The organism is Microcella sp. (assembly GCF_033763155.1).
Taxonomy (GTDB): domain Bacteria; phylum Actinomycetota; class Actinomycetes; order Actinomycetales; family Microbacteriaceae; genus Microcella.
Genome location: NZ_JANRKZ010000202.1, coordinates 1 through 25,218 on the forward strand (window position 1 = coordinate 1; position 25,218 = coordinate 25,218).

The 25,218-nt window shown below is 66.2% G+C and carries 23 protein-coding genes; 18 read left to right on the plus strand and 5 right to left on the minus strand.

All coding sequences use genetic code 11. The features are described from left to right. Together SFU54_RS08610 and SFU54_RS08615 are read right to left on the minus strand one after the other, a co-directional pair. Positions 1 to 354 (minus strand): alpha-hydroxy-acid oxidizing protein (locus tag SFU54_RS08610; RefSeq protein WP_319015871.1); only part of this gene is annotated, 354 nt, incomplete at its 3' end. Between the two features lie 3 nt (positions 355 to 357). Continuing rightward, positions 358 to 1,065: a GntR family transcriptional regulator gene (locus SFU54_RS08615; RefSeq protein ID WP_319015872.1), complete on the minus strand. Its 708-nt coding sequence runs from the start codon at positions 1,063 to 1,065 to the stop codon at positions 358 to 360. Between the two features lie 100 nt (positions 1,066 to 1,165). Here SFU54_RS08615 and SFU54_RS08620 point away from each other — a divergent pair, with 100 nt between their 5' ends. Next, positions 1,166 to 2,008: an aldo/keto reductase gene (locus tag SFU54_RS08620; protein WP_319015873.1), complete on the plus strand. Its 843-nt coding sequence runs from the start codon at positions 1,166 to 1,168 to the stop codon at positions 2,006 to 2,008. Here SFU54_RS08620 and SFU54_RS08625 read toward each other — a convergent pair. Next, entirely contained in the window at positions 2,005 to 3,018 is a 1,014-nt protein-coding gene (locus tag SFU54_RS08625) for a LacI family DNA-binding transcriptional regulator (protein ID WP_319015913.1), read from the minus strand. The two genes, SFU54_RS08620 and SFU54_RS08625, sit on opposite strands and share 4 nt — an antisense overlap. Positions 3,019 to 3,134: 116 nt before the next feature. On the opposite strand from SFU54_RS08625, the gene SFU54_RS08630 reads away from it, so the two are divergent. From SFU54_RS08630 to SFU54_RS08675, 10 genes are all read left to right on the plus strand, one after another. Further along, complete coding sequence (locus SFU54_RS08630; protein ID WP_319015874.1) at positions 3,135 to 4,652, plus strand: sugar ABC transporter ATP-binding protein; 1,518 nt, start codon at positions 3,135 to 3,137, stop codon at positions 4,650 to 4,652. Further along, on the plus strand, positions 4,649 to 5,674 hold the full coding sequence (locus SFU54_RS08635; protein ID WP_319015875.1) for an ABC transporter permease: 1,026 nt from the start codon (positions 4,649 to 4,651) through the stop codon (positions 5,672 to 5,674). Before SFU54_RS08630 ends, SFU54_RS08635 begins: the two co-directional genes overlap by 4 nt. After that, entirely contained in the window at positions 5,667 to 6,752 is a 1,086-nt protein-coding gene (locus SFU54_RS08640; RefSeq protein WP_319015876.1) for an ABC transporter permease, read from the plus strand. The genes SFU54_RS08635 and SFU54_RS08640 overlap by 8 nt, the downstream gene beginning before the upstream one ends. A gap of 2 nt (positions 6,753 to 6,754) precedes the next feature. Beyond that, positions 6,755 to 7,816 (plus strand): rhamnose ABC transporter substrate-binding protein, encoded by a 1,062-nt coding sequence (locus SFU54_RS08645; RefSeq protein ID WP_319015877.1) that lies wholly within the window; start codon positions 6,755 to 6,757, stop codon positions 7,814 to 7,816. 80 nt (positions 7,817 to 7,896) lie between these two features. Further along, on the plus strand, positions 7,897 to 8,274 hold the full coding sequence (locus SFU54_RS08650) for an L-rhamnose mutarotase (RefSeq protein WP_319015878.1): 378 nt from the start codon (positions 7,897 to 7,899) through the stop codon (positions 8,272 to 8,274). Beyond that, entirely contained in the window at positions 8,271 to 9,440 is a 1,170-nt protein-coding gene (gene rhaI, locus SFU54_RS08655; RefSeq protein WP_319015879.1) for an L-rhamnose isomerase, read from the plus strand. Before SFU54_RS08650 ends, rhaI begins: the two co-directional genes overlap by 4 nt. Next, positions 9,440 to 10,870 (plus strand): L-fucose/L-arabinose isomerase family protein, encoded by a 1,431-nt coding sequence (locus SFU54_RS08660; protein ID WP_319015880.1) that lies wholly within the window; start codon positions 9,440 to 9,442, stop codon positions 10,868 to 10,870. Before rhaI ends, SFU54_RS08660 begins: the two co-directional genes overlap by 1 nt. A gap of 3 nt (positions 10,871 to 10,873) precedes the next feature. Continuing rightward, the gene (locus SFU54_RS08665) at positions 10,874 to 11,200 is read left to right on the plus strand and encodes an antibiotic biosynthesis monooxygenase family protein (protein WP_319015881.1); all 327 of its coding nucleotides are present in this window, start codon (positions 10,874 to 10,876) and stop codon (positions 11,198 to 11,200) included. Between the two features lie 28 nt (positions 11,201 to 11,228). Next, positions 11,229 to 13,259 carry a bifunctional aldolase/short-chain dehydrogenase gene (locus SFU54_RS08670; RefSeq protein ID WP_319015882.1) on the plus strand — a complete coding sequence of 677 codons (2,031 nt, stop codon included), beginning with the start codon at positions 11,229 to 11,231 and terminating at the stop codon, positions 13,257 to 13,259. Continuing rightward, positions 13,256 to 14,668, plus strand: coding sequence for a rhamnulokinase family protein (locus SFU54_RS08675; RefSeq protein ID WP_319015883.1), 1,413 nt, complete (start codon positions 13,256 to 13,258; stop codon positions 14,666 to 14,668). Before SFU54_RS08670 ends, SFU54_RS08675 begins: the two co-directional genes overlap by 4 nt. A gap of 19 nt (positions 14,669 to 14,687) precedes the next feature. On the opposite strand, the gene SFU54_RS08680 is transcribed toward SFU54_RS08675, so the two are convergent. Continuing rightward, the gene (locus tag SFU54_RS08680) at positions 14,688 to 15,854 is read right to left on the minus strand and encodes an ROK family protein (RefSeq protein WP_319015884.1); all 1,167 of its coding nucleotides are present in this window, start codon (positions 15,852 to 15,854) and stop codon (positions 14,688 to 14,690) included. 82 nt (positions 15,855 to 15,936) lie between these two features. On the opposite strand from SFU54_RS08680, the gene xylA reads away from it, so the two are divergent. From xylA to SFU54_RS08710, 6 genes are all read left to right on the plus strand, one after another. After that, positions 15,937 to 17,127, plus strand: coding sequence for a xylose isomerase (gene xylA / locus SFU54_RS08685; RefSeq protein WP_319015885.1), 1,191 nt, complete (start codon positions 15,937 to 15,939; stop codon positions 17,125 to 17,127). A gap of 2 nt (positions 17,128 to 17,129) precedes the next feature. Next, on the plus strand, positions 17,130 to 18,608 hold the full coding sequence (locus SFU54_RS08690) for an FGGY family carbohydrate kinase (RefSeq protein ID WP_319015886.1): 1,479 nt from the start codon (positions 17,130 to 17,132) through the stop codon (positions 18,606 to 18,608). A 9-nt stretch (positions 18,609 to 18,617) separates the two neighbouring features. Then, positions 18,618 to 19,592 carry a 1-phosphofructokinase family hexose kinase gene (locus tag SFU54_RS08695; RefSeq protein ID WP_319015887.1) on the plus strand — a complete coding sequence of 325 codons (975 nt, stop codon included), beginning with the start codon at positions 18,618 to 18,620 and terminating at the stop codon, positions 19,590 to 19,592. A 91-nt stretch (positions 19,593 to 19,683) separates the two neighbouring features. Then, entirely contained in the window at positions 19,684 to 21,360 is a 1,677-nt protein-coding gene (locus SFU54_RS08700; protein WP_319015888.1) for a circularly permuted type 2 ATP-grasp protein, read from the plus strand. After that, positions 21,354 to 22,283: an alpha-E domain-containing protein gene (locus tag SFU54_RS08705; protein ID WP_319015889.1), complete on the plus strand. Its 930-nt coding sequence runs from the start codon at positions 21,354 to 21,356 to the stop codon at positions 22,281 to 22,283. Before SFU54_RS08700 ends, SFU54_RS08705 begins: the two co-directional genes overlap by 7 nt. Beyond that, complete coding sequence (locus tag SFU54_RS08710) at positions 22,280 to 23,125, plus strand: transglutaminase family protein (RefSeq protein ID WP_319015890.1); 846 nt, start codon at positions 22,280 to 22,282, stop codon at positions 23,123 to 23,125. Before SFU54_RS08705 ends, SFU54_RS08710 begins: the two co-directional genes overlap by 4 nt. 21 nt (positions 23,126 to 23,146) lie before the next feature. Here the strand turns inward: SFU54_RS08710 and SFU54_RS08715 are convergent, their stop codons facing one another. Further along, on the minus strand, positions 23,147 to 24,064 hold the full coding sequence (locus SFU54_RS08715; protein ID WP_319015891.1) for a DUF3800 domain-containing protein: 918 nt from the start codon (positions 24,062 to 24,064) through the stop codon (positions 23,147 to 23,149). Positions 24,065 to 24,340: 276 nt separating this feature from the next. Here SFU54_RS08715 and SFU54_RS08720 point away from each other — a divergent pair, with 276 nt between their 5' ends. After that, complete coding sequence (locus tag SFU54_RS08720; protein ID WP_319015892.1) at positions 24,341 to 25,207, plus strand: alpha/beta fold hydrolase; 867 nt, start codon at positions 24,341 to 24,343, stop codon at positions 25,205 to 25,207. Positions 25,208 to 25,218 lie beyond the last annotated feature (11 nt).

A 25,218-nucleotide genomic window follows, 5' to 3' on the forward strand; every position in this document is an offset into this window, starting at 1 on the left:
GCCCTCGGTGTGCATCATGCGCGTGAAGCCCGTGGGCGCAATGCCGAAGGGCAGCTCGACCCGCTTGCCGAGGACCTCCCAGCCGGTGTCGACCTGGCTCACGTCGCGCAGAATCGCGGGATTGAACTGAATGTCGTCGAAAGCTTGACGGGCTCGCGCGAGGCTCAGCTCGGCTTCGGCCGCACCCTCGGTGTAGTCGAAGGGCGCCTTGGGCGTGCGACGCTGAGCGATCGCGCGCAGATCGTGAATCGTCAGCGCGCCCTGCAGGCGGCGCTTCTTCGCGTTGAGCTCGGGCTTCTTGAAGCGCATGAGCGGCGCGAGTTCTTTCGGGCGCGGAAAGCGGCGTTTGGCCATGGGTTAGTCCTCTGCGTGGGTGGCTTGGGTGTGTTGCGCGTCGTAGCGGGCGAGTAGTCGGTCGCGCGCACCCTCGATGTGCGCTCGCGTCAGGCGGCCGGCGAGCTCGTGGTCGCCCGCGGCAACGGCGTCGAGAATGCCCTGGTGCTGAGCAACGACGTCGTCGAGGGCAAGCAGTCGGTGGGCCTGCACTTGGCCCGTGCACAGTTCGATCTCGCCCATGAGCAGCGCGTGCAGGCGCGCGAGCCGCGGAGAGCGCTGCGCCTCGACGAGAGCCCGGTGAAACGCGATGTCGGCGCGGGCCAGCGCCGGCGGCACGGCCGAACCCGGCGCCGAAGAGCTCGCAGCGATGGCGGCGTCGGCGAGCATCCGTTGCGCCGCAATGGCGGCGATGGGAACGACGCCGTCGGCAGCAAGCGTGCGCAGCGCGGCCTCTTCGACAATGGCGCGATTGGCATAGAGGTCGACGATGTCGACGCGCGTGAGTTCAGGCACGCGCGCGGTCTTGTGGGCTTCGCGCCGCAGCAGCCCGTCGGCAACGAGTCGCTCAAGCGCAACCTTGGCGGTCGGGCGGGCGACCCCGAAACGGTCGGCGATGGCCTGTTCGGTCACGGCCGACCCGGGCGCTTCGCGCTGGCTCAGGATGCTCTCGCGCAGCGCCTCGTACACCGCATCAGGCACGCGCGTCACGGCGAGGGCGTCACTGCTCATGTCGGCGACAGTAGCAGATTGTTATACAAGTACACGAGCGTCAATCTGCCTGTACAGCGTGGAGTATCCCGGCGCTGAGCCGAAGCCCTACGCTCGAAGAGTGACCCACGTGCTCGATCGCCCCGGCATCGTGCTCGGCATCGCCGCCCTCGTGCTCAACGAGGGGGCGACCGACGAGAACGCGCGCGCGGTCATCGCGGCGGCCGTCGATGAGGGAGTCGTCGCTCTCGATACGGCGCGCGCCTATGCCCGGCTCGATGACGACGGGGTCGGCGAGCGACTCGCTGCCGAGGGTCGCGATCGTCGCCCGGGACTGCCGATCATCACGAAGGCGGGCCACTATCGCGCGGGCGCGTCGGCGTGGCACTCCGACGGCAGCGTCGAACGGATACGCACCGACGCCGCCCGCAGCGCCGAGCTGCTCGGCGCCCCTGTCGACTTGCTCTTGCTCCATCGCGCCGACCGCGTCGACGACCTCGAGCAGTCGGTCGCGACGCTTGCGGCACTCCGCGACGAAGGACTCGTTCGCGCCATCGGCCTCTCGAATGCTTCGGTGGAGCTGATCGACCGCGCGCTCACTGTCGCACCAATCGACGCTGTGCAGAACCGGCTCGGTCTCGGGGTCGACTCGTTCGACGAATACCGACACTGCCGTGAGGCCGGCATCGACTTCTTCGGATACGCGCCATTCGGGGGCCCACGCGCCGCGCCACTCGCGACGCGCGTTCCGCATGTTGCCGCCCTCGCGACCCAGCGCGGAACCTCGGTGCATCGCCTCGTGCTCGAGGTCATGCTCGCCGTGCTGCCCGGCTATTGGCCCGTCATCGGATCGACGCGCGTCGCGTCCGTGCGCGACGCCGTCGCCGCCATGTCCGAGCCGATCGATGACGAGCTACGCGACGCTCTTTTGGGTGACCTCGAGTCGCGCGGGGTTGCCGTTTAGCGTCGGCTACTGGCCCGAACGATGAGTTCGGGAGTGAACACGACCTGTCGTCCGGGCTCGACTCCGTCGTCGGCCTCGGCGAGCAGCATTTCGACTGCTGTGCGCCCAATGAGCGAGGCCGGCTGCCGAACTGACGTCAAGGGAACAACCGCGCCCCGGGCAAAGTCGATGTCGTCATAGCCGACGATCGCGATGTCGTCGGGAACGTGCATCGAACCGAGCATGACAAAGGCTTGCAGAACACCGATGGCCATGAGGTCGTTGGCGGCGAAGACCGCATCAGGGCGGTCGCCCGGCCCTCGGGCCGCGAGTTGCTCGCCCAGTCGGCGACCTTCGAGAATGCTCAGACTCGAGCCGGTGATGATCTCAACGCGCACGTCGTCATGCTGTTGGGCAACCTGCTGTAGACCGAGCAAGCGATCTTGCACCTGGCGGATATTCAAGGGCCCCCCGACGAACGCGATTCGACGCCGCCCGATTGCAACCAGGTGTTGTCCCGCGAGTCTCCCTCCGGCGACGTCGTCCACCGACACCGAGCTCACGTCGCCAGAACTCGACGTGCGGTCGACGAGAACCGCCGGGATGCCGCGCTCGCGAAGTCGGCGGAGCCTCGTCTCGACGTCACCGAATGGCGTGATGAGCACGCCCCGCATGCGCTGTTCTTCAAACAGATCGAGGTAACCCGCCTCGCGCTCGGTCTTCTCATCGCTGTTGCCGAGAATGATCGAGTAACCCGATTCACGCGCGCCGTCTTCGGCTCCGATCGCCAACTCGCTGAAGAACGGGTTGCGCACGTCGAGCACAATGAGCCCGATAGCCCGGCTGCTTCCGGCTCGCAGTTGGCGCGCCGCGTCGTTGCGCACGAACCCTAATTCATCGATGACCGCGAGCACTTTGCGGGCCGTCGCGCTCGACACCTTGTCGGGGCGGTTAAGCACGTTGGAAACGGTGCCGATGGATACGCCGGCGCGCTCGGCGACATCTCGCATGCTCGCGGGCGACCCCTTCATCACCGGGCCAGTCTAGAGCGGTTTACCGGATTGTGATTCGTTTCATTTGACGAGTTCGAAGTATTTATGTATCTTCCTCTCAACCTAATGAAACGTTTTACGTTGGGAGCACGTCAGTGACGACGAACACAGAGCCGGCAACGCCTGCTCTTGAGCTCATCGCGGTTGCCAAGTCATTTGGCGCCGTGGTGGCCCTGAGTGACGGCGAACTTCGCCTCGACTCTGGCTCCATCCACGCGCTCGTGGGCGAGAACGGTGCAGGCAAGTCGACCCTCGTCAAGATTATTGCGGGTCTCTATCGCCCTGATCGTGGCGAGTACCTGCTCGACGGTCGTGCCGTTGACTTTCACACGACGGCTCAGGCGAAAGATGCGGGCGTCGCTGTCATCTATCAAGAGCCCACGCTTTTTCCTGATCTGACAGTTGCCGAGAACATTTTCGTCGGCCGTCAGCCGCGTGGCCGATTTGGCCTCATCGACCGCTCGGCGATGCGCGCGCAGTCACGAGAGCTTTTCGCGCAGCTCGGTGTGCCCATCGATCCCGATCGCCTCGCAGAAGGTCTCTCGATCGCAGACCAACAGATCATCGAGATCGCCAAGGCCATTTCGATGGATGCCCGAGTGCTGATCATGGACGAGCCCACCGCTGCGCTCTCGGGTGTCGAGGTTGACCGTCTCTTCACGGTCGCGCGCAGCCTCCGCGACCGCGGAGCGGCGATTCTCTTCATCTCGCATCGCTTTGACGAAGTCTTCGCGCTGTGTGATCGCATCACCGTCATGCGCGATGGCCAGTACATTGCCACGCACGCCACAGGAGATACCACGGTCGACGCCATCGTGCGCGAGATGGTCGGCCGTGACATCGATCAGCTGTTTCCGAAAGTGGCGGCGACGATCGGTGACGTCGTTCTGCGCGTGACGGGTCTCAATAGCGCTGGAGTATTCCGCGACGTGAACTTCGAGGTACGGGCGGGCGAAATTGTTGCGTTCTCGGGCCTCGTGGGTGCCGGCCGCACCGAGATCGCTCGTGCCGTATTCGGGATCGATCGGTATGACTCGGGCACAGTCGAACTGCTGGGGCAACCGTTGCGTGCGGGCGATCCCATGGCGTCGATTGACGCGGGAATCGCATTCGTGCCTGAAGACCGTCGCAAGCAGGGCCTGGTGATGGACCTCTCGGTCGCACGCAATGCGACCCTCACCCTGCGTCACGCACTCGCGCGTTTCGGCATTATCAGCGGTGCTCGCGAACACAGCGAAGCCGCCATCTGGACCACCCGCCTTCAGGTAAAGGGTGGGCTTGACGCCGAAGTGTCAACGCTTTCGGGAGGCAACCAACAGAAGGTCGTGCTCGCGAAGTGGTTGGCAACAGAGCCGAAGCTGCTCATTGTCGACGAACCAACCCGCGGCATCGACATCGGCACGAAGGCCGAAGTACACCGACTCCTTTCTGACCTCGCCGGTCGAGGCATCGCGATCATCATGATCTCGTCTGAACTCCCCGAAGTGCTCGGTATGGCCGACCGCGTGATCGTCGTGCGTGAAGGTGCCATCACGGCTCAGCTCGATCGCGCAGAGGCAACCCCTGAGTCGGTCATGCGTGCCGCCACCGCAGCCGGAGAGGACGCCCGATGACTGCCACCACTCACGACCACCGCCGAACGATGGGTGACCGATTGCGTGCAGTGTTGCGTTTGCGAGAGCTGCCGGTCGCGGTGGCGCTCGTCGCCCTCGTAATCGTCACCGCTCTCATCAATCCGCGATTCTTGACGCCGCAAAGCACGAAAGACCTGCTGCTCAACGCCACGATCGTGTTGATTCTGGCTGTTGGTCAGGCCATCGTCATCATCACTCGCAACGTCGACCTCTCCGTGGGCTCGATCTTGGGGCTCTCAGGGTTCTTGACCGGAACGCTCTTTGCGACGGTGCCCGGCATCCCGATTCCGCTTGTTTTCCTCGCAGGAATTCTGCTGGGCACACTCTTGGGAGCGATCAACGGTTTGCTCGTCACGCTCGCCGGCGTGCCCGCACTCGTCATCACGCTCGGAACGCTGTACGTGTATCGCGGCATCAACAACGCGTGGGCCGGAGGTCGCGAGTACTTCTCGGGTGACCGCCCCGAGGAGTTCGGCAATCTCTCTGTCGACACCGTTCTGGGCTTCCCGATCATCACGCTCATTGCCTTGGTCGTGCTCGTGATTCTCGCGATCGCGCTGGCCGGCACGCGCTCCGGTCGCGACTTCTACGCCATCGGATCTGACCCGAATGCGGCCACACTGTTCGGCATTCCCGTTCGCCGACGCGTGTTCACGGCATTCCTCATCAATGGAGCGCTCGCCGGCCTCGGTGGGGTGCTCTATGCATCGCGATTCAGTTCGGTCGGCGCAACGACGGGAACAGGCATCGAACTCGATGTCGTCGCGGCAGCAGTCGTCGGTGGTGTGGCGATCTTTGGCGGATCCGGCACCGTCGTCGGTGCGGCGATTGGCGCTCTACTGCTCACCACCATCACGAGCTCGTTGACGGCGCTGCGCGTCGACAAGTTCTGGCAGCAAGCCGTCGTCGGCGTGCTGATTCTCGCCGCAATCATCATCGACCGCCTCGCGAGCATTCGCACTGCTCGTCGACTTCGCGTGAGTGAGGCCCGCAATGACTGAGTCCACAACGGGTATGCATCGCCGTGCCCACCCGGTCGTCACGTGGCTTCGCAGTCGGGATGCTGTGCTCGTGGGCGTCTTGTTGCTCATCGTGCTCATCGCTAGCCTCGCGTTGCCCCGCTTCGCGAGCCCCGTGACCGTCGGCTATCTGCTGCTCAACGCCGTGCCGATTCTGATGATCGCGCTCCCCATGACGCTCATCATCATCACGGGCGAGATCGACCTCTCCGTCGCGAGCATCGTCGGGATGAGCACCGCGACGATTGGTTCACTCACGCTTGCCGGCTGGGAGTTTCTCCCCGCCGTGGCCATGGCCGTCGTTGTCGGCACGCTCGGGGGAGTGCTCAACGGAGTCCTGATCGCGTTCGTGGGACTGCCATCTCTTGCCGTAACGATTGGAACACTCGCGCTCTATCGCGGGCTCACGCTTGTGTTCATTGGCGACAACTCCGTCTCGAGCAGTTCGTACCCGCCCGAGTTCCCGCAGTTCATCAATCTCAAGCTTGGCGCCACGGGAATTCCGGCGGTCATTCTGATCGTGCTCGCGTTCATCGTGCTGTTCTCCGTCGTGCTGCACCTTACGCCGTTCGGCCGCGGGCTGTACGCGCTTGGCTACTCGAAAGACGCCGCGACGTTCGTCGGCATCAAGGTGGCGCGCTCGAAGTTTTGGCTCTTCGTTGCGAGCGGCTTCGTTTCTGCGCTCATCGGCGTCTACTGGGCGCTCTACTACAGCGCGCGGAGTGACAGCGCGACGGGACTCGAGCTCACCGTGATCGCCGCCGTGCTTCTCGGTGGCGTGTCGATCTTCGGCGGCCGGGGAACGGTCGTCGGAGCGATTACCGGCGTGCTGATCATCAGCGTCATCAACTACGCCCTACGCCTGCAGCGTGTGCCCGATGTGGTTCTCATCATCATCACCGGCACCCTGCTCATCGTCTCGGTGGTTGCCCCGAGCGTTGTCGACGCCGTTCGTCGGCGACGCGCAACGGTTCGCAATCGCCGCTCGCTTCCCCAGGGCAGTGCCCGGGGAGATCACGGCGTCGAACACTCGACGTCGGCCCACCAAGAGAAGGAATGACAATGGAGTTGCTTCGCAATAACCGCGGGGGCGTTCGTCGCCGCCTGCTTACGTTCGCTGCGGTCAGCACCGTCGCGGCGATCGCCCTGACTGGTTGCACCGCTGCCGCCCCCGCCGAAGAGGGTTCGGGATCGAGCGAGGGTGCCACCATCACCTTCATCCCGAAGAACCTCAACAACCCGTACATCACGCTTGAGCTTTCCGGCGCGAAGGAAGCGGCAGAGGAGCTCGGTTTCGTCTACAACGAAGCCGCACCGCTCGACGCCGGTGCCGACAGCCAGATTCCGTTCATTCAGACCGAGGTTCAGAACGGCACGCAGATCATTGCGGTGTCGCCCAACGACCCGAACGCTGTCTGCCCCGCGCTCGAAGACGCCCGCGCCGGCGGAGCGAAGATCATCACCTTCGACTCTGACTCGGCCGTCGAGTGCCGCGACATCTTCATCAACCAGGTGTCGGTCGAGCTCGTTGCTGCCGGTCAGCTGAAGCAGCTCTTCGACCAGATCGGTGGCACGGGCGAGATCGCCATCCTCTCGGCGACGGCCGCGGCCCCCAACCAGAACGCGTGGATCGAGGCGATGATCGCCGAGATCGAGGCCAACCCCGAGTACGAGTGGGACCTCGTTGCGACCGTTTACGGTGACGACGATGACACCAAGTCGTTCCAGGAGGCTCAGGGTCTGCTGCAGTCGTACCCGAACCTCAAGGGCATCATCTCGCCCACGACGGTCGGTATTGCGGCCACGGCTCGCTACCTCTCGACCTCGGAGTACAAGGGTCAAGTTGCGCTCGTGGGTCTCGGCCTTCCGGGCCAGATGAAGGAATACCTGCTTGACGGCACGGTCGAGGGCTTCGCGCTCTGGGACCCGTCGGAGGTTGGTTACCTGGCTGCCTACGCGGGCAAGGCTCTGCTCGAGGGCACCATCACCGGTGCTGAGGGCGAGACCTTCGAGGCCGGCAAGTTGGGCACCTACACGATCGGCAAAGACGGCCTGATCATCGTCGGTGAACTGCTTGAGTTCAACGCCGAGAACATCGACCAGTACGAGTACATCTCCTTCTAGTCGCCTAGCGTGCGGGGGTTCGGCTGCAACCGAACCCCCGCACGACCTCCTCGACACGACCCCGCCCACCGGAGCTGCTCATGACCACCGAACGTACTCGCATTTGCTTCATCTTGCAGGTGCGCCCTGATCGGCTCGATGAGTATCGCGAGCGCCATGAGGCCGTGTGGCCCGACATGCTCGAGGCCCTCGCGGCAACGGGGTGGCACAACTACTCACTCTTCCTTGACGACAACGGATTGCTGGTCGGCTATCTCGAGACCGATGACTTTGCTGCGGCGCAGGCCGCGATGGCCGAGACAGATGTCAATAGCCGGTGGCAGTCCGAAATGGCCCCGTTCTTCGTTGAGTTGAACGGCCGCCCCGACGAAAACATGCGCGTTCTTCCCCTTGTTTTTCAGCTCGAAACGCAGCTTGCAGCCATCCGTGACACCCCCGATCGAAAGACACACTCATGACTTCCCGCTTTGCCCAGATCGCGCCGCACCTCGAGCGCCAGGCCATCGAGCTTCCGAGCTGGGCCTTTGGCAACTCCGGCACCCGGTTTCGCGTCTTTGGCACGCCCGGCACACCCCGTGACCCCTTCGAGAAGATCGCGGATGCGGCGCAAGTTCACGCACACACGGGCCTCGCGCCGTCGGTAGCCCTGCACATTCCGTGGGACAAGGTCGACGACTACGCAGCGCTGCGCACCCACGCCGAGAGCCTCGGAGTGGCCCTTGGGACGATCAACTCGAACACATTCCAAGACGAGGAATACAAGTTCGGTTCGCTCGCTGCGTCTGACCCCGCAGCACGCCAACGCGCAATCGATCACCACTTTGAGTGCATCGACATCATGCATGAGACGGGCTCGCGTGACCTCAAGATCTGGCTCGCCGATGGCACGAACTACCCGGGCCAAGACGACATGCGGCGTCGGCAAGACGCCCTCGCCGAGAGCCTCGCGACGATCTACGAGCGCATCGGCGACGACCAGCGCCTGGTGCTCGAGTACAAGTTCTTTGAGCCCGCGTTCTACCACACCGATGTTCCCGATTGGGGAACGGCGTACGCGCAGGTCGCCGCCTTGGGAGACCGTGCGATGGTGTGTCTCGACACCGGGCACCACGCGCCGGGCACCAACATCGAGTTCATCGTCATGCAGCTGCAGCGTCTCGGAAAGCTCGGCTCGTTCGACTTCAACTCGCGCTTCTACGCCGACGATGACCTCATCGTCGGGGCGGCCGACCCGTTCCAGCTCTTCCGCATCATGGTCGAGGTGGTTCGCGGTGGGGGCTATGACGAGGGCAGCGATGTCGGCTTCATGCTCGACCAGTGCCACAACATCGAAGAGAAGATTCCCGGCCAGATTCGCAGCGTGCTGAACGTGCAAGAGATGACGGCGCGGGCTTTGCTCATCGATCGCGAGGCCCTCAACGCCGCCCAGCGCGCGAACGACGTGCTGACGGCAAACGGCATCCTGATGGACGCCTTCTACACGGATGTTCGCCCCGACCTCGCCGCCTGGCGCGAGTCGCGCGGCCTTCCTGCTGACCCGATGGCCGCCTACGCGGCCAGTGGATACCGTGACCGCATCGTCGCCGAACGAGTCGGCGGCACTCAAGCTGGATGGGGAGCCTGATGACTGACATTTCGACACTGTTGAGCCCGAAGGTTCGACGGAAGACGCGCATTGGCCTGGTCGCTGGCGGACTAGGAACGTATTGGCCCCAGTTCCCCACGTTGTTGCCTCAGTTGCAAGAGAGCTCGCGGTACGTGTCGCAGCGCTTCCAGGCGATGGACGCCGACGTGATCGACGTGGGCTTCATCTCCGATGCTCAAGAAGGCGCAGCGGCGGCCGAAAAGCTGCGCGCCGCCGATTGCGACTTGATCGTGATGTTCCTCACGACCTACTTGACGTCGTCGATGGTGCTTCCGATTGCTCAGCGCTCGAACACTCCCGTGCTCGTGATCGACATGCAGCCGTCAGAGAAAATGGATCACGCGAACTTCGACACGGGTGCGTGGCTTGCCTACTGCGGCCAGTGTTCGGTGCCGGAAGTGGGCAACGTCTTCCGTCGGGCGGGCATCCCGTTCCGTTCGGTTTCGGGTCACCTCACGCACGAACCCGCGTGGCGACGCATCGAGCAGTGGATCAATGCGGCGCACGTGCGTGCGACACTGCGCCACGCCCGCCACGGACTCATGGGCCACGTCTACCCCGGCATGCTCGACGTCTCGACTGACCTCACGTTGTTGCCCGTGACGTTCGGCTCGCACGTTGAGGTTCTCGAATTCGATGACTTGCGCGTTCGGGTGGAGAAGGTCACCGAGGCAGAGACACGGGCGCGCATGGACCTCGCCCGCGAGATCTTCACTCTCGATGACACGGTTGTCGAAGAAGACTTTGCCTGGGGTGCTCAAGTGTCGGTCGGACTCGACCGACTGGTGGACGACTTCGAGCTCGACAGCCTGGCGTACTACCACCGGGGTCTCGACGGCGAGCAGCACGAACGGCTCGGTGCCGGCATGATCTTGGGCGCATCGCTGCTCACGGCACGCGGCATCCCCGCCACTGGTGAATACGAACTGCGCACGACCGTCGCGCAACTCGCGACCCAAGTGGTCGGTGCCGGCGGATCGTTCTGCGAGATCCAGGCCCTGAACTTCGATGACGGTGTTGTCGAAATGGGCCACGATGGCCCGGCACACCTCGCGGTCAGCTCGCGCGACCCGCTGCTTCGTGGTCTCGGAGTCTTCCATGGCAAGCGTGGGTGGGGTGTGAGCGTCGAGTTCGACGTTCAGCAGGGCCCCGTCACGCTCTTGGGTCTCGGTCAAGATCGCGATGGTGGGCTCTCGTTCATTGCCTCCGAAGGCACGGTGGTACCGGGCCCGCTGTTGGCGATCGGCAACACGACGAGCCGCGTTGACTTCGGGCGTGACCCGGGCGAGTGGGTTGACGAGTGGAGCGCCACGGGAATCGGCCACCACTGGTCGCTCTCGATTGGCCACCGCGCCGGCGATTACAAGGCCGCAGCAAGCCTGCTCGGCATTGACTTCCGCCAGGTCTGAGGCATGTCGCTCGTTGTTGTGGCGGTGCTGACCGCCAAACCCGGCATGGGCCCTCAGGTCATTGAGTCGTTTCGCGAGGTCTCTCCGCTTGTGCACAACGAAGCGGGGTGCGAGCTCTACGCGGCTCACCTCGAACAGGGTGGCGACACGGTCGTCATGGTCGAGCGGTGGACGACTCGCGCTGACCTCGACGCCCATGCGGCGGGCGCCCCGCTTGCGCGATTGAACGAACTCAACGCTGACCTTCTTGAACGACCCTACGACGTCTGGTTTCTCGATCCGGTCGTGCTCGGCCAGCCCGCGCAGGGCGCCATTCCTCTTGCTCCGTAACCTGTACTGATTTCAGAAAAGTGACGTAATGACCACCCAGAACGACCTCATCGCCCGCAGCAACCGCCTCGGCGCCGAGCCCCACCTCACCACCTACGCGGGGGGCAACACCTCCGCGAAGGGCACCGAGACCGACCCCGTGACGGGCGAGCAGGTTGAGCTGCTGTGGGTGAAGGGCTCGGGCGGCGACCTCGGCACGCTCACCGCGTCGGGGCTGGCCGTGCTGCGGATTGACCGCATGCGAGCCCTCGTGAATGTGTACCCGGGCGTAGAGCGCGAAGACGAGATGGTCGCCGCATTCGACTACTGCCTGCACGGCACCGGCGGCGCGGCCCCCAGCATCGACACCGCCATGCATGGCCTCGTGGATGCGGCCCACGTCGACCACCTGCACCCCGACGCCGGCATCGCCATTGCGACGGCGAAAGACGGCGAGAAGCTCACGACGAAGATCTTCGGCGACAAGGTCGTGTGGGTGCCGTGGCGCCGGCCGGGCTTCCAGCTCGGTCTCGACATTGCCGCCATCAAGGCAGCCAACCCGCAGGCGATTGGCTGCATTCTCGGCGGGCACGGCATTACGGCGTGGGCCGACACGAGCGCGCAGTGCGAAAAGAACAGCCGGTGGATCATCGACACCGCGCAGGCGTACCTCGACGCGAAGGGCGCGAAGGCGCCGTTCGGAAAGCCGCGCGCAAAGTTCGCGGCACTGCCGGCAGAGGAGCGCCGCGCGAAGGCCGCCGCCCTCGCGCCCACGATTCGCGGGCTGGCGAGCCACGACCGACCGATGGTCGGGCACTTCACCGACGACGCGCGGGTGCTCGACTTCATCGCTTCGACCAAGGCGCCGGCCCTGGCCGAGTTGGGTACGAGCTGCCCCGACCACTTTTTGCGCACGAAGGTCAAGCCCATGCTGCTCGACCTGCCCGCCGGCGCGAGTGTCGAGGCGAGCATCCAGCGCCTCAAAGAACTGCACGAGAAGTACCGCGCTGACTACACCGCCTACTACACGAAGCACGCGACCGCGGAGTCGCCGGCCATGCGCGGCGCTGACCCGCTCATCGTGCTCGTGCCGGGCGTGGGCATGTTCAGTTTCGGCGCCAATAAGCAGACCGCGCGCGTCGCCGGCGAGTTCTACCTCAATGCGATCAACGTCATGCGCGGTGCCGAGTCGGTGAGCACCTACACGCCTATTGGCGATGCCGAGAAGTTCCGCATTGAGTACTGGGCGCTCGAAGAGGCGAAGCTCCAGCGCATGCCGAAACCGAAGAGCCACGCCACCCGCGTCGCCTTCGTCACGGGTGCGGCGAGCGGCATCGGCAAGGCCATCGCCACGCGCCTCGCAGCCGAGGGTGCGTGCGTCGTCATCGCCGACCTCGATCTCGCGAAAGCGCAGGCCGCCGCGGCCGAGCTCGGCTCGACCGACGTCGCGATCGGCGTGCAGGTCAACGTGACCGATCAGGCGCAGATCGAGCGCGGCATTCAGGATGCGGTGCTCGCGTTCGGTGGCATCGACATCGTTGTGAACAACGCGGGGCTTTCGCTCAGCAAGCCGTTGCTCGACACGACCGAAGCCGACTGGGATCTGCAGCACGACGTCATGGCCAAGGGTTCGTTCTTGGTGTCGAAGGTCGCCGCTCGCGTGCTCATCGATCAGGGCATGGGCGGCGACGTCATCTACATCTCGAGCAAAAACTCGGTCTTCGCGGGCCCCAACAACATCGCCTACTCGGCGACGAAGGCCGACCAAGCGCATCAGGTGCGCCTGCTCGCGGTCGAGCTTGGCGAACACGGTGTGAAGGTCAACGGCATCAACCCCGATGGCGTCGTTCGCGGCTCGGGCATCTTCGCGAGCGGTTGGGGCGCCAACCGTGCGGCGACCTACGGCGTCGCCGAAGACGATCTCGGAAAGTTCTACGCTCAGCGCACGATTCTCAAGCGCGAGGTTCTGCCCGAGCACGTGGCCAACGCGGTCGCGGTGCTCACGGGCCCCGACCTCTCGCACACCACGGGCCTGCACATTCCCGTTGACGCGGGCGTCGCGGCGGCGTTCTTGCGGTGAACGAGTATCACGTCGCCGCGGTCGACCTCGGCGCCACAAGCGGCCGGGTCATGCGCGCTGTCGTGGGCCCCGACCGGCTCGAGCTCGTCGAGGTGGCACGTTTTCCGAACGGGCCGGTGAAGCGTGCAGGAGGTCTGCACTGGGACATCGAGGCGCTGCGCGGGCACATCACCGCGGGGCTGCGCGCGGCGCTCGCCGAAGACCCGGCGATCACCTCGATTGGCATCGACTCGTGGGCTGTCGACTACGCGCTCATGGCGGGCGACCGGATGCTCGGCACTCCCTTTCACTACCGTGACGACCGCACGGCTCGCGGGGTCGCCGCCGTGCACGCGGTCGTGCCGCCCGACGAGCTCTACGCCGCCTCCGGCCTGCAACACTTGCCGTTCAACACGGTCTTTCAGCTCGCGGCTGAGGGCGACGCGCTCGCCGCTGCCGAGCGGTTCTTGCTCATTCCCGACCTCGTCGCTTTCTGGCTCACGGGCCGCTCGGTCGCCGAGGCGACCAATGCCTCCACCACGGGGCTGCTCGACCCGCGCACGGGCGAGTGGAACGACGCCCTCATCGAGCGGGTGGGATTGCCGCGCCGGGTGTTCCCCGAGCTCGTGCGGCCGGGCGACGAACTGGGGCCGCTGACATCGACGATGGCCGCTGAGCTGGCCGCGCCGGAGGGAGTGAGGGTCACGGCCGTCGGATCCCACGACACGGCCTCGGCCGTGGTCGGTGTGCCCATGACGCGCCCCGACGCCGCCTACATCAGCTGCGGCACGTGGGGGCTCGTGGGGCTTGAGCTCGAGCATCCCGTGATCACCGAGGGCAGCCGCGAGGCGAACTTCACCAACGAGGGTGGCGTCGACGGGCGCGTGCGGTTCTTGCACAACGTCATGGGGCTGTGGCTGCTGAGCGAGACCATTCGCTCGTGGGAGGCCGAATCGGGCCCCGTCGATTTGGGCCGTCTGCTTGTCGACGCGGCCGCAGTCAGCTCACCGGTGCCCCTCTTCGATGCCAACGACGAACGCTTTCTGCCGCCCGGCGACATGCCCGGGCGCATTGCCGCAGTGCTCGTCGAGCAGGGTGACGCCGTGCCGGCCACTCCCGCCGCGATGACGCGCTGCATTCTCGAAAGCCTGGCGGTGGCATTTGCGGGCGCCGTGCACGATGCCGCCAGACTCGCCAATCGCGAGGTCGGGGTGATCCACCTCGTGGGGGGTGGCGCGCTCAACAATCTGCTCTGTCAACTGGTCGCCGATCGATCCGGGATGCCCGTGCTCGCCGGCCCCGTCGAAGCCACGGCTCTCGGCAACGTGCTCGTGCAAGCGCGCGCCCTCGGCTTGGGTGGTTCGCTTGAGAACCTGCGGGCGCTCGTCGCTGAGGCGTACCCGCCGCAGCGATTCGAGCCGCGCGACTAAGGCTGGTCGTCGCGCCCGCCTACCCCGCGAGGGGATCGCTCACGATGTGGGCCCACGCCAGTTCGCCCGCGCCGATCAACAGGCGCGATGACCCGAGGGCCGCGGGCTGGATGCGCACGTCGGCCGCGATCGCGGGCAGCGCCTCGGCGAGCACGGCGCGACGGCCGTCGGTCGACGCAGCGGCCCACAGCGTTGCGAGGTACCCGCCGAGCACGATGAGTTCGGGATTGACCATCGTCGAGATCGTGCGCAGCGCGACGCGAAGCGCCGCGAACTGGTCGGCCACGATGGGGTCGGTGATCGAGGAATCCGCTGCGCTGAGGGCGGCCTCGAGTTCGACGTCGTCGGGGTGCTCGAGGCCGAGAGTCTCCACAAGGTGCGCGCGCGACACCACAGCTTCGAGGCAGCCGCGGGCACCGCACGCGCACACGGGCCCGAGGGGGTCGACGCTGAGGTGGCCGAATTCGCCCGCGTGGCCATCCCGGCCCTCGACGAGCTGGCCGCTCATGACGATGCCGCCGCCGATGCCGCTCGCTCCGCCGTTGAGGTACACCATGGTGCGCGCGCCGAGTCCGGCGCCGAACGCGAGCTCGGCGCGGCAGCCGAGTTGCGCGTCGTTGGCGGCGAAGGCCGGCACGCCGAGCGCGCGCGCGAGGGGCTCGGCAAACGCTTCTTCGCGCCAGCCCAGGTGCGGGGCGAAACGCACGACACCGTCGTCGGTGCGCACGAGTCCGGGAATCGCGGCGGCCGCTGCCACCACCCGCGACGACGGATGCTCGCTCGCGAGCTCACCGACCACGCGCGCCGCAAGACTCACGGCCTGGTCGACCGCAGGCGAGTCGATCACCACCCGGCGCCGCGCGACCACGCGCCCCCCGAGCGCGACGAGTGCGACGTCGACGGCATCGAGTTCGGGGTTGATCGCCGCGACGAGTCGGTCGCGTCGCGGCACAACGCGCGGGCTTGGCCGGCCGACGCCTTCGCGCGGCGCGTCGTCGACCTCGTCGACCCAGTGCGCCTCGGCGAGGGCCGCGACGAGATCACCGATGGTCGAGCGGTTGAGGCCGAGCGCGCGGGTGAGGTCGGCGCGGGTGACTCCGCGGCTGTGGTGCACAAGCTGAAGCACCGCCGCGAGGTTGCGCTGGCGCACTCGGCCGGCATCCGTCGCCGCTCGTGAGGTCACCATGCATCCAGTCTGGCGCGCCCCGCCCTCGGGTGATACGTTGTGCTTCACAACATATACCTTTCAGCGCAGAAAGAAGTCGCTCATGGCCCTCACGCCGACCCCCGCCGACCACTTCACCTTCGGCCTCTGGACCGTCGGCTACAACGGCGCCGATCCCTTCGGCGGGCCCACGCGCGCCGCGCTCGACGTCGTGCACGTCGTTGAGAGGCTCACCGAACTGGGTGCCTACGGCCTCACGCTGCACGACGACGACCTCTTCGCCTTCGGCTCGACGGATGCCGAGCGGCGCACGCAGATCGATCGCTTGATCGCGGCCACGGCATCCACGGGCCTGAAGGTGCCCATGATCACGACCAACCTGTTCAGCGCGCCCGTGTTCAAAGACGGCGGGTTCACCTCAAACGACCGCGCCGTGCGCCGGTTCGCGCTGCGCAAGGTGTTGCGCAACCTCGACCTCGCCGCCGAGCTGGGCGCGCACACCTTCGTGATGTGGGGCGGGCGTGAGGGTGCTGAGTATGACGCGGCGAAAGATGTGCGCTCGGCGATCGCGCGCTACCGCGAGGCCGTCAACCTGCTGACGCAGTACGTGATCGACAAGGGCTACGGAATCCGCTTCGCGATCGAGCCCAAGCCCAACGAGCCGCGGGGCGACATTCTGCTGCCGACCGTCGGTCACGCGATGGCCTTCATCGAGACGCTCGAGCACCCTGAGCTCGTCGGCCTCAACCCCGAGGTCGGGCACGAGCAGATGGCGGGCCTCAACTTCACGGCCGGCATCGCCCAGGCGCTCGAGGCGGGCAAGCTGTTCCATATCGACCTCAACGGTCAGCGCGGCATCAAGTACGACCAAGACCTCGTCTTCGGCCACGGCGACCTGCACAACGCGTTCTCGCTCGTTGACCTGCTCGAGAACGGCGGGCCTGGTGGTGGCCGCGCCTACGACGGCCCCCGACACTTCGACTACAAGCCCAGCCGCACCGAAGACGAGACCGGCGTGTGGGCCTCGGCCGCCGCGAACATGCGCACCTACCTGTTGCTCAAGGAGCGCGCCAAGGCGTTCCGCGCCGACCCCGAGGTGCAGGCGGCGCTCGCCGCGGCGCGCGTCGACGAGCTTGCGCAGCCCACGCTCGGCGCGGGGGAGACGGTCGACGACTTGCTCGCCGACGCGTCGGCGTTTGAAAACTTCGACTCGGGCTCGTACTTCAACGGTCGCGGGTTCGGGTTTGTGCACCTGCAGCAGCTCGCTGCAGAGCACCTCATGGGTGCCCGCTGACGATGACCCTGGTCGCGGGCGTCGACACCTCGACGCAGAGCTGCAAGGTGCTCATCGTCGAGGCTGCGACGGGGGCGACCGTGCGCGAGGGGCGCGCGCCGCATCCGGATGGCACGTCGGTCGACCCCGCCGCGTGGTGGGCCGCGTTCATCGCGGCGGTGGACGAGGCGGGCGGGCTTGCCGATGTTGAGGCGATCGCGGTCGGCGGCCAGCAGCACGGGCTCGTCGCACTCGATGCCGAGGGTCGTGTGGTGCGCGATGCCCTGCTCTGGAATGACACCCGCTCGGCCGCCGCCGCCGCCGACCTCGTGGCCGAGGTGGGTGCCGCCGCCTACGCCGCGTGCACCGGATCGGTGCCCGTAGCCTCGTTCACAGCAACGAAGCTGCGCTGGATGCGCGATCACGAGCCGCACCTCGTGCCGACGATCGCGGCCGTCGCCCTGCCCCACGACTGGCTGACCTGGCGACTGCGCGGCTACGGCCCCCTCGGCGAAAGCCCGCTCGGTCCCGTGCTCGATGAACTCGTGACCGACCGCTCCGACGCGAGTGGCACGGCCTACTGGTCTCCTGCCTCGGGCGAGTATGACCTCGAGTTGTTCGCGCTCGCCCTCGGTCGCCCGGCCCGCGAAGCCGACCCGCACGGGGCGTCAGCCGGTAACGCGGTGATTCTGCCGCGCGTGCTGCAGCCTGCTGACTGGGTCACGGTCGACGCGGCGACGCCGTCGCTGCGCGGTTCGCGCGCGGGCGTGCTCGTCGGCCCCGGTGCGGGAGACAACGCCGCAGCGGCCCTCGGCCTCGGCGCCGGCCCCGGCGACGTTGTCATCTCGATCGGCACGAGCGGAACGGTTTTCGCCGTGAGCCCCGAGCCCGTCACCGATGAGTCGGGCACGGTCGCGGGCTTCGCCGATGCCGCGGGTGACTTCTTGCCCCTCGTCGCCACGCTCAACGCCGCGCGCGTGCTCGACTCGGTCGCGGGGCTGCTCGGCGTCGACCACGACGGCCTCGCCGACCTCGCACTCGCGGCCGAGCCCGGCGCCGGCGGAGTCGTGCTGCTGCCCTACTTCGACGGCGAGCGCACCCCCAACCTGCCTGACGCGACCGCGACGCTGAGCGGCCTGACCCTCACGTCGACGACCCGCGAAAACCTCGCGCGCGCCGCCATCGAGGGGATGCTGTGCGGCCTCGCCGACGGACTCGACGCCATCGCGCGCCACGGCCTGCACCCCCGGCGCTTGCTGCTCGTGGGGGGCGCGGCCCGATCGCGGGCGGTGCCCGCGATCGCGTCGGCCGTGCTCGGGCTTCCGGTCGTGGTGCCCGAGCCGGGGGAGTACGTGGCTCGCGGGGCCGCGCGGCAAGCGGCCGGGGTGCTGCTCGGCGCGAGCCCCGAGTGGCCGCTCGCGCTGCATGCTTCGGTCGAGCATCCGTCGCAGCCCCAGGTTCGCGCCGCTTATGCCGCGGCGTTTGCGCGCAGCGGTCACTAGCCTGAGGGCATGGCGCACAGCCCTGCAGCATCCGCCGCTCATCCGGCCCCCATCGTCACGCTCACCGTGAACCCCGCGCTCGACGTCAGCACGAGCACTGAGGCGGTGCAGCCCGAGCACAAGATGCGCTGTGGCCCGAGTCGTGTCGACGCGGGTGGGGGCGGCGTCAATGTCAGCCGGGTGATCGAACGGCTTGGCGGTCACTCGACGGCCATCTATGCGGTTGGCGGCGCCACGGGTCAGGCCTATCGCCAATTGCTTGAGGCCGAGGGAATCATCGGGCGGGCAATCGCGATCGAGGGGTCGACGCGCGAGAACATCACGATCGACGAGACGTCGACGGGCCAGCAGTTCCGCTTCGTCTTGCAGGGCCCGACCGTGAGTGAAGCCGAGTGGCAACAGTGCGTGAGTGCCACCGAAGCGGCGATGCACCTCGGCGGTTACGTTGTGCCGAGCGGGTCACTTGCGCCCGGCGTTCCCGACGACTTCTACGCGCGCATCGCTCGGCGCGCCCGCGAACTGGGCGTGCGGTGTGTCGTTGATGCGTCGGGTGCCGCGCTCGCCGAGGTCGTCGCCGAGGGCGTATATCTCGTGAAGCCCTCAGGCCGTGAGCTCGGTGAGCTTCTGGGGGCTCCCACCCTCACGATCGACGAGAAGATCGAGGCCGCGCGCGAGCTCGTGGGCCGCGGCCGCGTCGAGGTCGTTGCGCTCACCCTCGGCGGCGACGGCGCCGTGCTCGTCACGGCCGATTCGGTCACGCGTCTCGCCTCGCCGCCCATCACCGTGCGCTCAACCGTCGGCGCGGGCGACAGTTTTCTCGCGGCGCTCGTGTTGCGGCTTGCCCAGGGCCACGACCTCGCGGCGGCATTCCGCGCGGGCGTTGCGGCCGGTGTAGCGACGGCCACGACCGAGGCGACCGAGCTCTGCCACCGCGATGTGGTCGAGCAGTTTGAGCGCGACCTCGCGGCCGCGGCAACTGCCTAAGCGCGGGCCGAGCGCACCTCGGGCTGGCGGGGGTCGCGCGGCGAGCATCCTGCGAAACATCGCCGCAACACGCCGCGACTAGGCTCTCGTCATGGCCGACCTCTTTGACGGGTATGCGGCGACCGCCGCCCGTACGGGAACGGCCGTCGCCTTCGACGAGATGTTCACGCCCGACAGCGACGTGCGCATGCCCTACCGGCAGATTCACGCGGCTCTCGCGCAAATGTCGCAAGAAGAACTGCGCGGTCGCACCGAGGCCCTCGCGTCGAGCTACCTTGCGCAAGGCGTCACGTTCGACTTCGCGGGCGAAGAGCGGCCGTTTCCGCTGGATGCTGTGCCGCGCGTCATCGAACGCGCCGAGTGGAGCCACCTCGAGGCCGGGGTTGCCCAGCGCGTGCGCGCGCTCGAAGCCTTTCTCACCGACGTCTACGGCCCGCAGCGCTGCATTGCCGACGGGGTGATTCCCGCGCGGCTCATCTCGAGCTCGAGCCACTATCACCGCTCGGCCGCGGGCATCGAGAGTGCCAACGGCGTGCGCATTCAGGTCTCGGGCATCGACCTCATCCGCGATGAGCACGGCACGTGGCGCGTGCTCGAAGACAACGTGCGGGTTCCGAGTGGCGTGAGCTACGTCATCTCAAACCGCCGCGTCATGGGGCAGACGCTGCCCGAACTCTTCGTGTCGATGCGCGTGCGCCCCGTGGGCGATTACCCGACGCGGTTGCTTGACGCGCTGCGGGCATCCGCCCCCGCCGGCGTTGACGACCCGACCGTCGTCGTGCTCACACCCGGTGTCTACAACTCGGCCTACTTCGAGCACACGCTGCTCGCGCGCCTCATGGGCGTCGAACTCGTTGAGGGCCGCGACCTCTACTGTTCGGGCGGTCGCGTGTTCATGCGGACGACCGCGGGCCCGCAGCGTGTCGACGTCATCTATCGCCGCGTCGACGACGAGTTTCTCGACCCGCTCACGTTTCGCGCTGACTCGATGCTCGGCACGCCGGGCCTCATGCTCGCCGCGCGCCTCGGCAACGTCACGATCACCAACGCCGTGGGCAACGGCGTGGCCGACGACAAGCTCGTCTACACCTATCTGCCCGACCTCGTGCGCTACTTCCTCAACGAAGACCCCATCATTCCCAACGTCGACACGTGGCGGCTCGAAGAGCCGGACTCGCTCGAAGAGGTGCTCGACCGCCTGCACGAGCTCGTCGTCAAGCCCGTCGATGGCTCGGGCGGCAAGGGCCTCGTGGTGGGCCCAGCGGCCAGCGCCGCCGAACTCGATGAATTGCGGATGCGCCTGCAAGAAGACCCCCGCGGGTGGATCGCGCAGCCGGTCGTTCAGCTCTCGACTATCCCGACCCTCGTTGACGAGGGCATGCGGCCGCGCCATGCCGACCTTCGGCCCTTCGCCGTCAACGACGGCCGCGACGTGTGGGTGCTGCCTGGCGGTCTCACGCGCGTCGCGCTGCCCGAGGGGCAACTCGTCGTCAACTCGAGCCAGGGCGGCGGCTCAAAAGACACCTGGGTCGTCGGCCAACTGCCGATGGTTGCGGACAGTCACGACGTGCAAGGCATCGTGGCCGAGCAAGCGACCGTGACGCAGGCGATTCCGATCATTTCTGACGCCCTCGTGCACGAGGTTGACCACAACCCGCAAGACGATCCGCGGCGGGCGCAACAAGAACAACAACAACAGTCCACGTCTTCTGTCACATCGTTGAGCAACGAGGCTCTCGCATCTTCGCGGGGGGTCAAGAAATGCTGAGCCGGATTGCTGAAAGCCTGTTCTGGATTGGGCGTTATGTCGAGCGCTCCGACGGCACAGCGCGCATTCTCGACGTGCACTTGCAGTTGCTGCTCGAAGACCCGTGGATCGACGAAGACACCGCGTGCCGTTCGCTCTTGAGTGTCATGGGCAGCGACGTCGAGCCCGGCCACGCGATTACGCGGGCCGACGTGCTCGCGATTCTCGCGGTCGACCGCTCGCATCCCGCGTCGATTGCCTACTCACTGGGAGCGGCTCGTGAAAACGCTCGGCGCGCGCGCGAGGTCGTGAGCACCGAGCTGTGGGAGGTGCTGAACACCACGCGGGCGCGCATGCCGCGCAAGGTTGCTCCCGAAAAGGTGCACGAGTTCTTCGGCTGGGTGCGCGAGCGTTCGGCGCTCGCCGTGGGCATCGTCGAATCGGCGACGAGCCGCGACGAGGCCTACTCGTTCTTCACGCTCGGCCGCTCGCTCGAACGTGCCGACATGACCGCCCGCTTGCTGGCGACACGCTCGCTCACCGAGGCATCCGGCCCCTCGTGGACCACGATCCTGCGCAGCGTCGGCGCCTACGAGGCATATTTGCGCACCTACCGCGGCGTACCGAGCGCCAAGAATGCCGCCGAATTCTTGCTGCTCGACCGACTGTTTCCGCGCTCGATTCTTTTTGCGGTCACGCGTGCCGAGCAGTGCTTGCGCGACATCGAACCGCGCAGCGATCGCGCCGGCATCGGCGACCAGGCCCTGCGGCAATTGGGTCAGATTCGCAGCGAACTCGAGTACCGACCGATCGCCGAGATTCTCGACGACTTGCAGCGACACATGGATGCTGTGCAACTGGCCACGAGCGCCACGAGCGAAGCCGTGCGGCACCGGTACTTCCCGACCAACGCGGCGCCGAGTTGGGTGGCAGAGAAAACATGAACCGCCTGCGCATCCGGCACATCACCGGCTACCACTACAAGGGCAACGCCACGGCGTCGTACAACGAGGCGCGCATGCTGCCCGCGAGCTCTGACGGTCAGGTCGTGCTGCACTCCCACCTCGCGATCAGCCCGAGCTCGTCGCAGCACCACTACGTCGACTATTTCGGCACGCGCGTTGCGGCGTTTGAGCAACTCGAACAGCACCAAGAACTCTCGCTCACGGCCGACAGTCTCGTTGAATTGCGCCCTCGTGGCTCGACCGAGGGATCGATCAGTTGGGCCGACCTGGCCATCGCCGTCGAGAAGACCGTGAGCTCGGTCGAAAACACCGTGCAAACCAAGCTCACGGCGCCCCCCGCCGAGGTTGCGGATCGCGCGCGCGAGTTCGCCGCCGTCGCGGCCAACCCCGAGGCGGCGGCCCGAGAGATCTGCCAGTGGATCTACGACGAAGTGCAGTACATGTCGGGAATCACGGGTGTGCACACAACGGCCGCCGAGGCGTGGATGCACAAGAAAGGTGTCTGCCAAGACATCACGCACCTCGCGCTCGGGGCCCTGCGGTCAATCGGAATCCCGGCCCGCTACGTCAGCGGTTACCTGCACCCCTCGCGCGAGCCCCAGATCGGCGAAACCATCGCCGGCGAGTCGCACGCCTGGGTCGAGTGGTTCGACGGCGAGTGGCACGGTTTCGACCCCACCAACATGCTCGAGATTCGCGACCGTCACGTCATCGTGGGTCGCGGCCGTGACTACCGCGACGTTCCGCCGCTGCGCGGTGTCTATGCGGGCACCTCGAGCTCGAAGCTGTTCGTGACGGTCGAGATCACGCGCGAAGCGTGAGTGCGGCGGGGTCGCACTGGGCTAGCTTCCGCCGTCTCGCGATCGCGCTCGTTCAGCCGCAGCTTTGATCCTGCGAAAGACCGCTGGATCCACCTGGTCTTGGAGCAGTTGCCCAGCTGCTCGAGGGAACAGTGGTCGCTCGACCTGGAAAAGTTCTGAGTGATGGAGGTGCTCGATCGATCGATTTCGAAGGAAGAGCTTCGACTCGCGGGTGAATGCTCCACGTATGGCCTTGAAACCATCGCGATAGTTGGCCCAGGGGTAGCGGGATTCGCGAATCAATTGATTGTCGACCGCCCGGCTCACCGTCGCCGCCACCCAGTCTGCGAACTGGATGTTGGCACTCAGCACGCTGTCGATGTGCATTGGAGGCTCAACGATTCGTTTCATCTCTGGGTACATAGCTGCTCGCCCGAGTATGTGGCCGTACATCGTTGGAAGTCGTTCCGCCCGGGTCTTTTCATTCACTTGATCAATCATGACGAGAAGATTCTGATCGCTCGCGTCGGCGTATCGGCACAGCCTGTTCAGGGTTTGGCCCATCACATCGGTCTCTCGTTGGACTGGGTCAAGCTCAGTCTGACGCGGTGTGCCAATCTTCTTTTCTTCTGCGTAGTAGAAGAGGGTGCCGCCTAACGCAGTCAATGTCTTGAACAAGAAGTTCAGCACCCGAATGTGTTGTGGGAACCGTTGTGGCGTGTCGGGCCTCAACAACTCCGACCCCTTTCGTTCCCAACGCCCGGGGTGGCTTGCGAGCTCGATTTCGCTGGCGAACAGCTGACGCTTCTTAAACGTGAAAACCTCACCCATTCGACGAGCGGCCGATTCGCTAATCACGAAGCCGGCGTAGCCGAACGCGGGGCTGGTGTTGTAGCGGGCGTCCGTTCGAGAAACGAATGCCCCAGGCTCGCCCACTTCATCGATGTACGCGAGCAACATATAGACGAGAATAGTTCCGAAACACAGAAACCCACGCACAAAGGCGTGGGCTCTGGAATCAGCGCTCAGAGGACTGTTTCACCTCTAGCTACTTACTCGAGTGTAGAGCCCAGCGTTGCGAAGTGACAATCTCAAATCAAGTGATTGTTGATAACGCTTAGCGCGCCTCCAGCGGGCACCTCGAGCTCGAAGCTGTTCGTGACGGTCGAGATCATGCGCGAAGCGTGAGTGCGGCAGGGTCGCACTGCTCATAAGATCGAGCCCAGGAGGCCTTCAATGCCGAAGATTACTGCCGAGCGTCAACACCGCACCTTCACCGACTCCCACGGGGTGTCGGTGCACTTCTATGTGTGGGCCCCGGGTAAGCCGAAGGGCATTGTGCAGCTCGCGCACGGCGTCGGTGAGCACGCGTTGCGCTACGAGTTGCTCGCTCACGACCTCGTCGCGGCGGGCTACGCCGTCTACGCCGATGACCACCGCGGCCACGGCGCGACGGGTGTCGAGTACTGGAAGGGCGACCTCTCCAAGATCGGCAAGCTGGGCGTCGGTGGCCTGCGGGCCACCCAGCAGAACCTCCTCGACCTGACGGAGCTCGCGAAGGCCGAGTACCCCGGCCTTCCCTTCACGATGCTCGGCCACTCGTGGGGCTCGCTCATGGTGCAGAACCTGCTCAACGCGGGTGAGCATCCCTGGAACGCCGTCGTGCTCACGGGAACCGCCCTGCGCACGCCACTCGACATGTACGGCGGCGACCTGAACCACCGCCACAAGCACCTCGGCACGACGGGCGCCGAGTGGCTCAGCCGCGACCCCGCCGTGTCGGCGGCATTCGTCGCCGACCCGCTCACGACCGACGCGAAGGTCTTGCAGCTCTTCGGCCTCGCCGACGGCCTGCGCTTGTTCGGCACGCCCAAGCGTGTGCAGCCGCCCGTGCCTCTGCTCATCATGGTGGGCGACGACGACCCGTTGGGTGGCGAGAAGAGCGCCAAGAAGCTGGCGGATGCCTACCTCAAGCGCGGTGCCCTCAGCGACGTCGAACTCATCGTCTACCCCGGTGCGCGCCACGAGGTCTTCAACGAGACGAACCAGGCCGAGGTGCGCGCTGACCTCATTGCTTGGCTGAACAACCGCCTCTTCTCCTAGCGTTTGAACTG

Excerpts from the sequence above, each read along its gene's own strand:
- rhaI (WP_319015879.1), top strand. The coding sequence starts at position 8,271 with ATGACTTCCCGCTTTGCCCAGATCGCGCCGCACCTCGAGCGCCAGGCC.
- SFU54_RS08660 (WP_319015880.1), top strand. The coding sequence starts at position 9,440 with ATGACTGACATTTCGACACTGTTGAGCCCGAAGGTTCGACGGAAGACG.
- SFU54_RS08690 (WP_319015886.1), top strand. The coding sequence starts at position 17,130 with ATGACCCTGGTCGCGGGCGTCGACACCTCGACGCAGAGCTGCAAGGTG.
- SFU54_RS08695 (WP_319015887.1), top strand. The coding sequence starts at position 18,618 with ATGGCGCACAGCCCTGCAGCATCCGCCGCTCATCCGGCCCCCATCGTC.
- SFU54_RS08615 (WP_319015872.1), bottom strand. The coding sequence starts at position 1,065 with ATGAGCAGTGACGCCCTCGCCGTGACGCGCGTGCCTGATGCGGTGTAC.
- SFU54_RS08670 (WP_319015882.1), top strand. The coding sequence starts at position 11,229 with ATGACCACCCAGAACGACCTCATCGCCCGCAGCAACCGCCTCGGCGCC.
- xylA (WP_319015885.1), top strand. The coding sequence starts at position 15,937 with ATGGCCCTCACGCCGACCCCCGCCGACCACTTCACCTTCGGCCTCTGG.
- SFU54_RS08705 (WP_319015889.1), top strand. The coding sequence starts at position 21,354 with ATGCTGAGCCGGATTGCTGAAAGCCTGTTCTGGATTGGGCGTTATGTC.
- SFU54_RS08710 (WP_319015890.1), top strand. The coding sequence starts at position 22,280 with ATGAACCGCCTGCGCATCCGGCACATCACCGGCTACCACTACAAGGGC.
- SFU54_RS08700 (WP_319015888.1), top strand. The coding sequence starts at position 19,684 with ATGGCCGACCTCTTTGACGGGTATGCGGCGACCGCCGCCCGTACGGGA.
- SFU54_RS08625 (WP_319015913.1), bottom strand. The coding sequence starts at position 3,018 with ATGAAGGGGTCGCCCGCGAGCATGCGAGATGTCGCCGAGCGCGCCGGC.
- SFU54_RS08640 (WP_319015876.1), top strand. The coding sequence starts at position 5,667 with ATGACTGAGTCCACAACGGGTATGCATCGCCGTGCCCACCCGGTCGTC.
- SFU54_RS08720 (WP_319015892.1), top strand. The coding sequence starts at position 24,341 with ATGCCGAAGATTACTGCCGAGCGTCAACACCGCACCTTCACCGACTCC.
- SFU54_RS08645 (WP_319015877.1), top strand. The coding sequence starts at position 6,755 with ATGGAGTTGCTTCGCAATAACCGCGGGGGCGTTCGTCGCCGCCTGCTT.
- SFU54_RS08665 (WP_319015881.1), top strand. The coding sequence starts at position 10,874 with ATGTCGCTCGTTGTTGTGGCGGTGCTGACCGCCAAACCCGGCATGGGC.
- SFU54_RS08680 (WP_319015884.1), bottom strand. The coding sequence starts at position 15,854 with ATGGTGACCTCACGAGCGGCGACGGATGCCGGCCGAGTGCGCCAGCGC.
- SFU54_RS08715 (WP_319015891.1), bottom strand. The coding sequence starts at position 24,064 with ATGTTGCTCGCGTACATCGATGAAGTGGGCGAGCCTGGGGCATTCGTT.
- SFU54_RS08650 (WP_319015878.1), top strand. The coding sequence starts at position 7,897 with ATGACCACCGAACGTACTCGCATTTGCTTCATCTTGCAGGTGCGCCCT.
- SFU54_RS08635 (WP_319015875.1), top strand. The coding sequence starts at position 4,649 with ATGACTGCCACCACTCACGACCACCGCCGAACGATGGGTGACCGATTG.